Origin of the sequence: Mesorhizobium sp. J428, assembly GCF_024699925.1 — a bacterium.
Taxonomy (GTDB): Bacteria; Pseudomonadota; Alphaproteobacteria; order Rhizobiales; family Rhizobiaceae; genus Mesorhizobium_A.
Map to the genome: position 1 here is coordinate 107,534 of NZ_JAJOMX010000004.1, position 12,245 is coordinate 119,778.

Consider the following 12,245-nt stretch of genomic DNA (forward strand, 5'->3'; position numbering starts at 1 on the left):
CCCGTGACCTGACGCCCGATACCGCCAATTCTTCCCAACATAGGACGTTGTCGGAACGGATGTGCTCAGGCACGCCGCGCAGGATGAACAGGTCGGACAGGACGTCGATGACGTCGGTGGAGTTGAGCTTGCGATCGATGCGGATCGCCAGCGCCTCATGCGTGAACTCGTCGATCACGTTAAGCATGCGGTACTTCCTTCCGTCATGAGTGCGGTCCTCGACGAAGTCGTAGGACCAGACATGGTTGGGCCGCTCGGCGCGCAGGCGGATGCATGATCCGTCGGCGAGCCAGAGCCGGCCTTTCTTCGGTTGTTTGGCTGGAACCTTCAGCCCCTCTTGCCGCCAGATGCGCTCGACCCGCTTGTCGTTGACCACCCAGCCCATCTGGCTGCGCAGAAGCTCGGCGATCTTGCGATAGCCGTAGCGGCCATAGCGGCGGGCCAGTGCAACGATGTCCTCGGTCAGTTGCTGCTCGTCGTCCCGGCCGCGAGGAATACGCCGCTGCGTGGAGCGATGCTGCCCAAGCACGAGGCATACCCGGCGCTCCGACACGCGCTTCGGCAGAACCGAGCGAACATGGTCGATGCAGGCACGGCGACGCGAGGGGCTCAGAAGTTTCCCCGCGCAGCCTCCGTCAGGATCAGCTTGTCCAGCGTCAGATCGGCCACCGCCTTGCGAAGCCGTTCGTTCTCCTTCTGGAGATCCTTCAACTGCCGAAGCTGGTCACGGCTCATGCCGCCATATTGCTTGCGCCACCGGTAGAACGTCAGTTCGGAAACGCCGATCTGGCGAACGGCATCCGCCATCGCCATGCCTTGGCCGCGCAAAACCTCAACCTGCCGAAGCTTCGTGACGATCTCGTCGGGCTTGTGTCGCTTGTTTGCCATTGTGGTCCTCCTTCATGGTCAAAACCATACTTCAAGGTGGACCCGTTCAATGGGGGTGGATCAGAAAGCTGGCGTCGGCATTACAACACCGTGCGTCCGCATGGATCGCTCGGCTACAAGCCGCCGGCGCCGGAGGTCTTCATCCCGGCATTCGCGCGGGCGGCCCTGCAACCCCAACCAGCGATGCCGCCCGCGCTGGCGCCACGACCATCATTGCACTAACAATCAAATGGACCCGTCCGTGGGGGCCGATCATCCGCTCCTCCAGTGGATCGTGAATCCCCCGTGGCCGCTTTGCTCGCGGCTTGCCTTGTTGTCGTATTCCTTCTGCTCTATCCGATCTTGTAGCCAATACAGCAAACTTGTTGTGGATGGATTGAATACGCCTAACCGCGGTAGAGTCGATTGTAGCTTGAAGCGCCGAATCGCCACGCCCGTTACGGGACGTAGGTCGATAATTTACCAACAACGTTACGCAAACCGCCTCGACAGCTTCAGCATGAGCGAACCACCGCAGGGCATCGATTTCTTCCACCTGACGACGCAGGACAACCCCGTCAGTCACGGAGCAGTGGAAGATTTTTGCAAGCTGCCCGTCGTGATCGAGGCCGTGCCGTTCCTTATAGACAGAATCGTAGATTGTACTCGGAGCGGATATTGAGCGGGACGATTGAAGCCAGTTGGGTGGCGTCCAGCCCGGGTTCCTCGGTCAGTTCGCGCTCAACTGCCTCGGCTGCCGTTTCGCCGCCCTCTACGCCGCCTCCCGGAAGGGTTCAGCAGTCGTCCTCATAGCCGTGCGGCCGGATCAGGAGAACGCGGGTGTCCGTGACGACCGCACGCACCTTGCGGCGCAGACGAAGTCCTTCGATGGTCGCGAATGATGTCATGTTGGCTCCTTATTTCACGCCGGCGCCTTAACCATCTCGGCCTCGCAATCAGCTTAACGGGCTGGCGAAGGATTCATTGGTGGTAAAGACTGCCTGACCATAGGCGGCGCCATCATTTGGCAGATCGATGCGCTCTCGATGATCATCTGTTCGGCAACAGACAAGCGGGAGATCATCTCGCGACGGCTTTATCGAATCGAACGAGCACCTCGAGTAAGTCTTGGCTGAGATGCGCGCGCGCCTGCTCCGCGACGGAAACGGGAACTCCGTGGATGGCTTCGGCCACGGCGCCCGCTATGCAGGCAAGTGTGTCCGTTGTCGCCTCCGAGCAGCACGACTGTGCGTACCGCTTCGTCCCAATCTCGCGAATCGAAAGCCGACGCCAGTGCAGGGGCACGGTTCCTGCGGCGCTTACATCGAATCCGCCACTGATGAAGGCGACCCCGGGCCGCAGGTCGTATCCGAATGTCCGCTCCGTTTCGTGGCGCACATTTTCGACGGATTTGCCATGCCGGAGATCGAATATTGCCCTCGAGACGGCTTGAGCGGCGCGGACAGCATCCGGATGGTTGTGGCTCACGATGGCCTGCCTAGCGGCCAGTTTGTCCACGTCGTCGACATCCTTCGCAATCCATCCGGCCGCGACCGTACGCATCGGCGCGCCATTGCCCCCAGCTGCCGTAGGCCGAAGCGCCCGGAGACATCGCCCAATCGATGAACATCCCGCCGTAACCCGCATCGGGGTGACGTCGAACGAAACGGCGCAGGGTCTCCGCGAAATCGTCTCTGCGCAGGATGGCGTCCGCGACCGCGAGGAGGCATACGGTATCATCTGTGACGCGGCAGTGCGGATGGAACAGCTCGAAATCGGCTGGCGGTGCAGGATGTCCCTCGAAGCGCGAGCCGATAATAGCACCTGCGATCGCGCCGATCACGACAGGTCAAGCTTCCTGGTGCTCTCAATGTACCGCGGCAGGACGGATTCGAATTCCGGGAAATAGCGGGAGATCACGTTGATATCAAAGCGGGAGAGGATCGACTCCTTCGGCTCGTGATCGAGGAGGAAATGAAAAGCGGCCTCGACAACAACAGAGGGTTTGTAGTCCCCGCTTGTCATTCTATCGAAATCCGCGCGGGAAAGGCTTACCAGATGCTCGGTTGCGCCGCCGCCGTGCTCGACCCTCACCTCGAACTGCAACGGGTCGCCGTAGTCGATTTGCGCGACCGTGATCATAGCAAGCTCCTGGATGCCCGACTTCATGCTTTCGTATCCGGAAAAAGGCCTTCCTCGTCCAGTTGGCGAAGATCTCGTCGTTTTGCCCAGTACGCTTCCGAATCCCGGCATGCCGCTCTTGTAGACTTTGCCGACGACGGCGGGACTTTCCTTGTTGATCCGGAACAGCACGCCATTAGGGTGATGCGTGGGCCTGGTGGTGATCGCTCGTGCCCTCGCGCATCGTGTCCTTCAGCGCGTTCCGCAGGGTCGGGGTCCTTGTCCCGAACGATCCGGTTTTCCGCGACTACGGCCGCAATCCCTATGCGAGCTACGACACCGCTTCGGTTCCGTTCCTCTATCGGGCAGATCTACCCAAAAACATTCCCGCAATGGCGAGGGTCGCTTTATCCGACCGGCGCTTCGGATATCAGCGATATACTCTGATCGATGGATTCAGCCTGGAACCTCATCATCCTGCCTCTAGGGTTCGGGCTGCTCGAGACAAATGGTGCTTGTCCAATGCGGATAAAGAAGGATGGCCTGGAAGTACCCAGCGTTCGCGTCGGCTAATCTAGGCGCCAATTCGATAACGATCCCCTAGATACCCCCGTCTACGGCACCGTTCTTGACTGCGGCGCTTGGTCAGCGCCGACCCCGGTCGCGGCTCGAATGGCATATCCTCACCGAACCATGAGAAGCGGCATTTCCCCATCGGCCACCCGCCACGTCCATGCATCGACTTCCGGCCGCGATGCGATGAGCTCTTCGAGCGCTTCCTCGTAGTCTCGGTCCACCGTGGGCGGAATAATATAGAGGGCAAGCGGACGCGACTGACGCTGCAGCATTGCCGCTGCGCTCGGCCGCTCAGCGAGCAAGCTGTAGCGCAGGCCCTTCACGCTTCGTGTGTTCAGCTTGGCGAGCGCATCGATCAGCTTCTTTTCGTGGACGGAGTCGTATGGGATCCAGTTCTCCGAAACCACCATCAGCGCCATCTCTTCTATCCTGGCCAGCCCTGTCGGAGTGAGCCCGAAGGTCCCGATCGCCATCAGGTGGGAAGCTTCGTCAGCACCCCAGAGCATCAGTTCATTTTCGAACCGCGTCCGAAGCCTTCGATGAAACTCTTCATCCAGCATGAACAGGAAGTCGGGCATATGCTTGACGATCAGGCGATGTCCGGTTCGCGTCGGCAAGATATCCTTGACCTCGCCAAGCAGGATCATCAGTTTTCGAGGTCCACTCTTTGGCGGCAATGCGGGCGCCAGCGCCTCCGCCCGCCGCTGCTCGATCGCCGCCTTGTCAGTGGCGCGAAAGGATTCGGGCACGAACAGCACATCGCTCAGCGTGCCGCCCTTTACCGTCATCTGCCTTGCAGCCTCGAGCAGATGCCATCGAATGTTCCACCAATGGCGCTTGCCGGCCCATCGCGACGTCCAGGATGTCAATTCGGCCTGGTGCCAGAGATAGTGGAGAAGACTGCGCAGCGTCAGTTTCTTCGCCTCGCCAGCCACACTGTCGGCGCCGCCGGCGCCAGCAACAGCAACAGGGGTTGTGCGGGCACCCACCTTCGACAGGCTGAAACCGAGCTTGAGTGCCGACAACCCGCTTTCGGGGTCGACCTGAATCGCACTGCCCATCAGAACGCCAAGGCCCGAAAGTTCGTCGGGCGGCTCATAAGACGGGCATGCAGGATCGTGCCCGCCACCGGTGAGAGGCATCCGCTTGACGAGGTATTGATCCTCCACCTGCGCAATGTACATCGCAAGACCGGGATCCATGCACATGCATAGAGGTCGAATCCTGCGCCGATGAGCGTCGGCTAGAACCGTCTGAAGATCAGACGCCGATTCGCCGATAATCCTGTCAGCAATCCTGAACCGTCGCATGGCCTCCATCGCTCTGGGTGCCGCCGCAATCCCGTATCGCTATTGGTTCACGGTTTCCCCGATGACGCAACGGGATGGTCTCGGGCCGAAATGAGGAGGGTACTGGCGCGTACGTGCTGCGTCGGCGCTTCAACCTGCCGCGGGCGGCGCCGGCAGAGGAGGGAGAGGGGCGGCAGGGCGTGGCGGCGGGCCGAGGGCCGGGAGAGAGGCTTCCGGCACCCGCTGCGGAGAACAATCATGCCCCAGATGGAAATTCAGGCGCCGGCGCGCGTTGCGCGCAACGGCTACAAGGTCGATGTCAGCCGCGGCCAGCGCATCGGCCGTGTGTCGTCGGAATGGTTCAGCCGCCCGGCCGATGAGCGCTATTTGTCGCTCACCGACCTCCACAATTCGGTGAAGCGACGATCCGAACGCAGCAAGACCCGCATCGTCGAAAACGAGGCAATCCGTGTCGAAGCAAGCCGTGACGACCCCGAACGCCTGAAGCTGATGCTGCCTGGCGCGGACGCACCGATTGCGCCGACCCACTGGAGCTTTGGCCAGCTCGCCAGCCTCGTCGGGGCGCCCGCCAACTATCTGCGCCAGCTTCCGGCACCGCTCGCCGGCATCAACCTGCAATACGGTCTGACCTCGCATCGCGCCGAGCAGGTCAAGACGCTGGAGATCGAGAACGGCCGCTGCGAGCTACGAGCGGTTACCGGCCCGGACTACGGCAGGATTTTCGATCACGAACTGGTCGAGGCCGTGCAGAAGATCGCCGGCAACGGCACCGGCGACACACGTTGGAAGGTGCCTGGCGTGCTCGACTGGTCGACAAGCATCTACAACCCGCACGCCGACATCACGAAGGATACGACAACGCTCTATGCGTCCGACCGCGATGTCTTTCTTTTCCTTGTCGACGATCTCAATCCGATTGAGGCAGGCAAGCTGCCCGACGGCTCGCCCGACATTTTCTTCAGGGGGTTTTACTGCTGGAACTCCGAAGTCGGAGCTCGCACGCTCGGGATCGCCAGCTTCTATCTGCGGGCCGTGTGTCAGAACCGAAATATCTGGGGCGTCGAAGATTTCGAGGAGATCGCGATCCGGCACTCCAAATATGCTGCCTCCCGCTTCGCCCTTGAAGCCGAGCCGGCATTGATGCAGTTCGCGGAATCCTCGCCCATGCCATTCGTCAACGGCATCAAGGCGGCGCGCGAGCGCATCGTTGCCCGTGACGACGAGGATCGCGCGGCGTTCTTGCGCAAGCGCGGTTTCTCGAAGGCCGAAACGACGAAGATCATCGATACCGTGCTCACCGAGGAAGGCCATCCACCTGCCTCCATCTTCGATTTCGTGCAGGGCATCACCCGGGTCGCCCGCGACAAGCAACACCAGGATGTGCGGCTCGAAATGGAAGGGAGGGCCAAGAAGCTCCTAGCCAGCTGATCCGTCACGGGCTGGTGATGCCGTACGTCGCGTCGCCCGTCTTTCCATGATGGTCGCATCAAAGGCGCCGCCCTCCGAGCACGAGGGCGGTGCCTTCTGGCGTGACACGGGTCACGAGTCGAAAGGTGGGCTTTCGGCCGCCCGTTGCGGAGACGACCGATGAATGACCCAAGCCACCAGCCGACACACGTCCTGTCGTCGTCCGGCGGGTCGCGACGCTGACGACCGCAGGCAGGGAGGGAGGGGCATGACCGAGCCCTCGCTTCCGATGCGGCGTTCGCTCGCCATCGTCTGCTCAGCGACCACGCTCGACCGCCCGAATGGCCCGATGAGTCAGGATCTGCGCAGACCGGCTCTTGAGAACGCGCCGACGGCCGGAGGCCGACCATGATGATTCATCACGAGGCGCGGCGGGCGCTCGCGCGCATGGAAGATCGCCTGCGCGAAACGCGCCACAATCTTTACGAACTCGAGCGGTTCCTTCGTGATCGCGCCGAGGCCGAAACCATCAGCTCGCGGCCGAAGAAACGGCGATACAACCGCCGAATGACGAACTGGGCCGGTGCGGACGAGCAAGCCTATTGCCAATTCCTGGCCCGGTTGACCGACAGCGCCGCGGCAGATCTCGATCGGCTACGCGGCAAAGTCGAGCGTCAGGACGCGGCGATCGAGGCGCTGCGCGAAAAATACCGCGTCAACGCCGAACGGCCGATCTTCTCTCACCTGTAAGCGACCGTGGTGTCGTCGCCACCAGCGCCATCTCCATGCGGCATCGCCATCCCCTCTGATCGAGGGGGTGGCTTTTGTCGTGACGGCTTTTCCGGTCGGGACCCCTCGCCAGCCGTTGCGGAGAAAACACCATGCTTAAACGAACAACCGCCGCCGACTATTTCGCCGACATTGCGGCTGCCCTGACTACCAAAGGCGGCCATCTTTCCATCGGCCGCGGCGGCTTCACGCTGCACTATTCCGATGGCGCGATGCTCTCGGGCTATGGCTGCGAGCAGATCAAGGCGCAGTCGATCGCTGCCGGCCTTCCGGTCATCGACAGCCGGAATGTCGATTTGGATATCGTGCTGCAACTGACGCTGGGAGGACCGCTCGTGGCGGTGGGGCGCGACCCTGAACCCGCGCCCTGGCACGGCCTATCCTACGCGCCGCTGCGCGCAGTCGCCGCTGATTATGCCGCGGCCGGCGCCGAAGTCTGGAACATCCCCGGCATCGAAACGATGGCGGCGCCGGCCAAGAGGAGGACCGGACCATGAGCGGCCGGCCCCTTCTCCAGCTCTACACCACAATGCACGAGTTCGAGGAACTGCATGCACGGCAGGATCGGACACGCAGCACGAGCAAGACCGTTACGGTCGAACGCCAGGCGCTGATCCACATTCTCATGGATCATGCCCGCATGCTTGAGGCCCTGCGCAAGGTTGGCCGGGTCGATATAGCCGAGTCGAGCGAGCAAATCATCGTGGCGGAAGATCGAAATTCTCGATCGTCACGGTCCGGTCCGCCGCGACGGTGATCTCCAGCACCTGGTTCCACGCCTCTTCGCCGCCGAGTTCGGAAAGGGCGAGATCGAACAGCCTGATCTGAAGGTCGAGACTCATCAGCCCGGGCGCCGTATTGAAGGTCACCAGTCCGACATGCAGTTCCTCGCGGCCGTAAAGGCCGCGGAAGTCCGCCGTGTTGTGCGTGACCAGGACATAACCATCATCCACGGCGCGGCGCGTCACGGCATGGTCCTTCGCCCCGGCGAGGCCCAGCCAACGCACATGATTGGACTCGGCGTAGCCGCATTCGCGCGCCAGCTTTGCCAGTTCGGGACTCAGACATTCGTCGATCAGGAACTTCACGAAGCCGCCGGCAGATCGCCAAGACGGATAGTGCGCGACGATTTTGCCGGGGAGGCCCGCCAGGCCGGCTTTGTCGGTGGCCGTCCTCGACGTGGATAGGCAAGTGCATAGTCCGCTGCGAGTTCGATCTGCTTAAGCCCGAGTTGGGGGTAGGCTGCATGAACAGCCTCGGCCGTGTCGCCATTGGCAAGCATGTCGGCGATATCATGTACAGCACGCGCGTGCCGGCGAACACCGGCTGACCGCCAAGCACGCCCGGCTCCCGCGTCACCATCGCATTCGCCTTCTTCAGTCGGCTGAGCCCGGCCTTTACCTCTGAGGCGATAGGCTTCAGGTCGACCTTGAGCGGGTCAGCGGCGACAACCGTCGCGGTATCACTTGTGATCGCGCTCTCGACGATGCGTCGCCGGGCCGCCGGCGTCAGCGTATCGGCCGTCAACCAGGCGAGACGAAGCCCGACCAGCCCTGATTGAACGATGACGCGGCTGCCGCGGCGCGTCTCGACACGGCCGCGCAGCAAGCCTGCATCGATGATGCGATGTACCTGCTTGAGCGGCACCGCCGTCACCGCGGCCGCCTCGTTGGCGGTAAGGACTTCGCTATTGAATCCGGGCATGACTATAATCCTTCCACGATCATGGAATATATATAGCCGTGCTTCCCCCAACAGTCCAGCCTCACGCTTCGCGAGCCTTCTGCGCTGGCGCGAGGCCGGGAGGCAGAGGGGGAGGGGGAGGTTTCGTGACGGGCCAGGAGGTTCGGGGAGAGGCCCCGGGCCGCCCGTCGAGGAGACCTGATCATGGCAAAGGCCATTCAGAAGATCGCAATGAACGCCGCGGAGAACATCCCCTACGACAAGCTCGTCCTGTCGCAGAAGAATGTCCGCCGTATCAAGGACGGCGTGTCCATCGAGCAGCTTGCCGACGACATCGGACGACGCAAGCTGTTGCAGAGCCTGAACATCCGTCCTGTTCTTAACGAAAGCGGAGAGGAGACCGGCACATTCGAAGTGCCGGCCGGGGGTCGCCGATATCTCGCGCTCGGCATGCTCATCAAGCAGAAGCGCCTGGCAAAGACCGAAGCCATTCCCTGCATCGTCAATCGGGCGGCAACCACCTCGTCCGAGGAAGACTCACTCGCCGAGAATGTCCATCGCGAGAACCTGCATCCACTCGATCAGTTCCGGGCCTTCAAGGCTCTGGGCGACCAGGGCCTCGACGTCGAGGAGATCGCGGCCCGTTTCTTCGTGTCGGCTGCGACCGTGAAGCAGCGCCTGAAGCTTGCCTCGGTCTCCCCGAAGCTGCTCGAACTCTACGAACAGGATGAAATCCGCCTCGAGCAGATCATGGCGTTCTCGATCTCGGACGACCATGCGCGTCAGGAGCAGGTCTGGGAACGAGTTTCCAGCTCGCATATGCAGGAGCCCTACTACATCAGGCGCCTGCTGACGGAGACCACGGTGCACGCCGACGATCGACGCGCCGTCTATGTCGGCGCAGAAGCTTATGAGGCGGCCGGCGGCGTCATCCTGCGTGACCTCTTCGAGCAGGATTCCGGCGGCTGGTTCCAGGATGCGGCTCTTCTCGAACAGCTGGTCTTCGACAAGCTGAAGGTGGATGCCGAAGCCATCCGCGCCGACGGCTGGAAGTGGGTCGAAGCGGCGATCAGCTTTCCCTATGGCCACACCTCCGGCATGCGGCGCGTCTATGCCGAGCCGGCGGAGCTGAGTGCGGAGGAGATCGCCCGCTACGACGCCGTGAAGGCCGAGTACGACAAGCTCGACGCCGAATATGCCGAGGCCGAGGACGCCGACGAGGAGATCGAGAACAAGCTTGATCAGCTCGGTGCCGAACTTGACGCCTTCAGCGATCGTCCCCAAGCATACGATCCCGCCCAGAAGGCCATTGCCGGTGCGTTTGTCACGCTCGGCGCCAATGGTCAGCTTCAGGTCGAGGCAGGGTTCGTCCGACCCGAGGACGAACCACGGGTCGAAACGGACGATGACGAGGAGGCGGACGGCGAGGATCGCACCGCTCCGCACGACGACAGTGCCGATGGCATCGTCGTCAATGGCCGTTCCGTAAACGGTGCATCCGACGGCGCCGAAGAACCTGAGGACGAAGGCGTCAAGCCGCTGCCCGACCGCCTTGTTTTCGATCTAACCGTACAGAAGACGCTCGCGCTACGCAATGCGCTCGCGAGCGATCCTGACATCGCCTTCGTCGCGGTCCTCCATGCCCTCGTGCTGCAGGTGTTTTTCCGGTTCGCCCCGGACAGTTGCCTCGAGATCAGCATGAAGAGCAACAGTTTCGGTCAGGTCCAGGGTCTTGCCGAGACATCCTGGGTGAAGGAGATCGCCGAGCGGCATGAAGCCTGGGACAAGGATATGCCTGAGAGCGATAAGCTGTGGGACTTCCTCCTCGGTCTCGACGAGGCGAGCCGCAAGGCTCTGTTCGCGCACTGCGCGTCGCTCTCGCTCAACGCCGTCGTGGAGCCTTGGAACAGGCGGCAGGGAGCGCTCGCTCATGCCGATACACTGGCCACCACGCTTGGCTTCGACATGGTCGCTGCCGGTTGGGAGCCGACCGTCGACAATTATCTCGGCCGCGTCACCAAGGCTCGGATCGTTCAGGCGGTTCGCGAAGCCCGTGGCGAGGACTCCGCGCCACTGATCGACCACATGAAGAAGGACCTCATGGCACGTGAGGCTGCCCGTCTCCTCGAAGGATCGAACTGGCTGCCGGAGCCGCTGCGTCTCGAAGCGAGCGAGGCCGTTGTCGACATCAGTGAGGACGCCGTCGGCGACATTCCCGGGGAACCCGATCTCGACACCGATGCGGCCGAATTGCCGGCCTTCCTCGCCGGCGATGCGGACGCGGTGGCCGATGAGTCGACGTCCAGCGCCGACGAAGCGACGGACAGCCTTCAGGCCGCCGAGTAATCGACCTCCCGATCCGCACAGGGCCCGGCACATTCGCCGGGCCCTTCCTGTTTCCAGACTTGGAGAAACCCGCAATGTCCGCACATATCATCCACGACGCCGCGCACCTAGGCAGCACCATCCGCTACAGCGACGGCGCCGCGAAACCGCCATCGCGCTTTACGAAGAAGCTCGCCGCCTGGGAGAGCCGCAACGGCGTCGGCCGCCTCGTCAAGAAGGAACCGCCGCAGACGCGCACGACCTATTGCTCGCCGGCCTGTTTCACCCTGCACGAGGGTGATTTCGGGCAGGGCGGCATCATCGTCGTTTCGGTCAGACGCACCTATTCCGTCGACAGCAACCTGCGTTTCGAGATCGTCGAGCGTCCCAGGATCGGCATGGTCCGAGTCCTGCAGGCGCTCGGCGACAGCCCGGAACTTCTACATCTCGCTGAGAACCGCGAGGCGGCCGAACGCTGGCTCGCCAGCAACGCCTACAGCCGAGCCTATCTCGAAGAGGTCACGGCCGACGAGGTCGGCGCGGATGTCGTCGAGGGCCGCACGGCCGCCTGACCTTTCACCTCGGAGAACCAACGATGACCGGTCCGGGATCGCGCTAGCGATCGCCGGGCCTGTTCCGTTTCATGGGGATCGACATGTTCGACTGGAACAGAAGCTGCTCCTATGACGAGCAGCAGAAGAGACGTTTTCACACGACGGCCCGTTCGCGGTTGAAGAAGCTCGCCGCGGAGCTTGCACTGCCGCCGGGCAGCTATGACCTGCGCTCGAACAAGGCAGGCATCGCGGTTTCCGGCGAAATCACCCTGCACCATGACCGCGCTTACATCCAGGTTGGCCAGTTCGGGCTGTCATCGGGCCACGGTATCCTGATCCGGACCTGCAAGGGTCGCAAGGACTATACAGGTGGGGCCAATCACTTCGTCGCGCTCGGCATGCTCGACGACATCCCGGCGCTCGCCGCAGCCGTGCGCGCCGTCACCGGCGTCGGTCGAGACGGTGCTCTTTCAGCCAGCCGTCGCGCTGCCTGAACCTGGCAGACGTCTGACGCCGATCACGACCGATCCCAGTGACCACGTCAAATTCATCCTGAGCCCGGCCATCGCGCCGGGCTCAGTCGTTTCAGGTCGCGCACCACGCCGTCGACCTG

Annotated in this window: 13 protein-coding genes and 3 pseudogenes; 8 read left to right on the forward strand and 8 right to left on the reverse strand. The window is 62.5% G+C overall.

What is annotated here, in order from left to right; all coding sequences use genetic code 11:
* Positions 1–46 precede the first annotated feature (46 nt).
* Positions 47–888: pseudogene (locus tag LRS09_RS28010) on the reverse strand (IS3 family transposase); the annotation flags it as partial.
* Between the two features lie 63 nt (positions 889–951).
* Here LRS09_RS28010 and LRS09_RS28015 point away from each other — a divergent pair.
* Positions 952–1,110 (forward strand): annotated as a pseudogene (locus tag LRS09_RS28015) (integrase core domain-containing protein); the annotation flags it as partial.
* Positions 1,111–1,508: 398 nt separating this feature from the next.
* On the opposite strand, the pseudogene LRS09_RS28020 reads toward LRS09_RS28015, so the two are convergent.
* The 5 genes and pseudogenes from LRS09_RS28020 to LRS09_RS28040 form a co-directional block, all read right to left on the reverse strand.
* Positions 1,509–1,646, reverse strand: a pseudogene (locus LRS09_RS28020) (NUDIX domain-containing protein); the annotation flags it as partial.
* Positions 1,647–1,947: 301 nt separating this feature from the next.
* Positions 1,948–2,430 (reverse strand): ADP-ribosylglycohydrolase family protein, encoded by a 483-nt coding sequence (locus LRS09_RS28025; protein WP_252913201.1) that lies wholly within the window; start codon positions 2,428–2,430, stop codon positions 1,948–1,950.
* The gene (locus LRS09_RS28030) at positions 2,366–2,710 is read right to left on the reverse strand and encodes a hypothetical protein (RefSeq protein WP_252913202.1); all 345 of its coding nucleotides are present in this window, start codon (positions 2,708–2,710) and stop codon (positions 2,366–2,368) included. The genes LRS09_RS28025 and LRS09_RS28030 overlap by 65 nt, the downstream gene beginning before the upstream one ends.
* On the reverse strand, positions 2,707–3,036 hold the full coding sequence (locus LRS09_RS28035; RefSeq protein WP_257810506.1) for a hypothetical protein: 330 nt from the start codon (positions 3,034–3,036) through the stop codon (positions 2,707–2,709). The genes LRS09_RS28030 and LRS09_RS28035 overlap by 4 nt, the downstream gene beginning before the upstream one ends.
* Positions 3,037–3,671: 635 nt before the next feature.
* The gene (locus LRS09_RS28040; protein ID WP_252913204.1) at positions 3,672–4,874 is read right to left on the reverse strand and encodes a DUF1173 domain-containing protein; all 1,203 of its coding nucleotides are present in this window, start codon (positions 4,872–4,874) and stop codon (positions 3,672–3,674) included.
* A gap of 237 nt (positions 4,875–5,111) precedes the next feature.
* On the opposite strand from LRS09_RS28040, the gene LRS09_RS28045 reads away from it, so the two are divergent.
* From LRS09_RS28045 to LRS09_RS28055, 3 genes are all read left to right on the forward strand, one after another.
* A complete protein-coding gene (locus LRS09_RS28045; protein ID WP_252913205.1) occupies positions 5,112–6,302 on the forward strand; it encodes a DUF932 domain-containing protein in 1,191 nt (396 codons plus the stop codon).
* Positions 6,303–6,692: 390 nt separating this feature from the next.
* Positions 6,693–7,031, forward strand: coding sequence for a hypothetical protein (locus LRS09_RS28050; protein WP_257810509.1), 339 nt, complete (start codon positions 6,693–6,695; stop codon positions 7,029–7,031).
* Between the two features lie 131 nt (positions 7,032–7,162).
* Positions 7,163–7,567, forward strand: coding sequence for a hypothetical protein (locus tag LRS09_RS28055; protein WP_252913207.1), 405 nt, complete (start codon positions 7,163–7,165; stop codon positions 7,565–7,567).
* A gap of 201 nt (positions 7,568–7,768) precedes the next feature.
* Here LRS09_RS28055 and LRS09_RS28060 read toward each other — a convergent pair whose 3' ends face one another.
* The gene (locus LRS09_RS28060; RefSeq protein WP_252913208.1) at positions 7,769–8,158 is read right to left on the reverse strand and encodes a DUF5615 family PIN-like protein; all 390 of its coding nucleotides are present in this window, start codon (positions 8,156–8,158) and stop codon (positions 7,769–7,771) included.
* Positions 8,155–8,361, reverse strand: coding sequence for a DUF433 domain-containing protein (locus LRS09_RS30510; RefSeq protein ID WP_374684954.1), 207 nt, complete (start codon positions 8,359–8,361; stop codon positions 8,155–8,157). The genes LRS09_RS28060 and LRS09_RS30510 overlap by 4 nt, the downstream gene beginning before the upstream one ends.
* A 266-nt stretch (positions 8,362–8,627) precedes the next feature.
* Here LRS09_RS30510 and LRS09_RS28065 point away from each other — a divergent pair, with 266 nt between their 5' ends.
* The 4 genes from LRS09_RS28065 (at position 8,628) to LRS09_RS28080 (ending at position 12,126) form a co-directional block, all read left to right on the forward strand.
* Entirely contained in the window at positions 8,628–8,810 is a 183-nt protein-coding gene (locus LRS09_RS28065) for a hypothetical protein (protein ID WP_257810511.1), read from the forward strand.
* Positions 8,811–8,957: 147 nt separating this feature from the next.
* Positions 8,958–11,099: a ParB/RepB/Spo0J family partition protein gene (locus tag LRS09_RS28070; RefSeq protein ID WP_257810513.1), complete on the forward strand. Its 2,142-nt coding sequence runs from the start codon at positions 8,958–8,960 to the stop codon at positions 11,097–11,099.
* Positions 11,100–11,173: 74 nt separating this feature from the next.
* Positions 11,174–11,650, forward strand: a complete 477-nt coding sequence (locus tag LRS09_RS28075) for a hypothetical protein (RefSeq protein ID WP_252913211.1) — start codon at positions 11,174–11,176, stop codon at positions 11,648–11,650.
* 83 nt (positions 11,651–11,733) lie between these two features.
* On the forward strand, positions 11,734–12,126 hold the full coding sequence (locus LRS09_RS28080) for a hypothetical protein (protein ID WP_252913212.1): 393 nt from the start codon (positions 11,734–11,736) through the stop codon (positions 12,124–12,126).
* Positions 12,127–12,245: the final 119 nt, after the last annotated feature.

Excerpts from the sequence above, each read along its gene's own strand:
- LRS09_RS28055 (WP_252913207.1), top strand. The coding sequence starts at position 7,163 with ATGCTTAAACGAACAACCGCCGCCGACTATTTCGCCGACATTGCGGCT.
- LRS09_RS28080 (WP_252913212.1), top strand. The coding sequence starts at position 11,734 with ATGTTCGACTGGAACAGAAGCTGCTCCTATGACGAGCAGCAGAAGAGA.
- LRS09_RS28045 (WP_252913205.1), top strand. The coding sequence starts at position 5,112 with ATGCCCCAGATGGAAATTCAGGCGCCGGCGCGCGTTGCGCGCAACGGC.
- LRS09_RS28025 (WP_252913201.1), bottom strand. The coding sequence starts at position 2,430 with ATGCGTACGGTCGCGGCCGGATGGATTGCGAAGGATGTCGACGACGTG.
- LRS09_RS28050 (WP_257810509.1), top strand. The coding sequence starts at position 6,693 with ATGATTCATCACGAGGCGCGGCGGGCGCTCGCGCGCATGGAAGATCGC.
- LRS09_RS28075 (WP_252913211.1), top strand. The coding sequence starts at position 11,174 with ATGTCCGCACATATCATCCACGACGCCGCGCACCTAGGCAGCACCATC.
- LRS09_RS28035 (WP_257810506.1), bottom strand. The coding sequence starts at position 3,036 with ATGAAGTCGGGCATCCAGGAGCTTGCTATGATCACGGTCGCGCAAATC.
- LRS09_RS28070 (WP_257810513.1), top strand. The coding sequence starts at position 8,958 with ATGGCAAAGGCCATTCAGAAGATCGCAATGAACGCCGCGGAGAACATC.
- LRS09_RS28040 (WP_252913204.1), bottom strand. The coding sequence starts at position 4,874 with ATGCGACGGTTCAGGATTGCTGACAGGATTATCGGCGAATCGGCGTCT.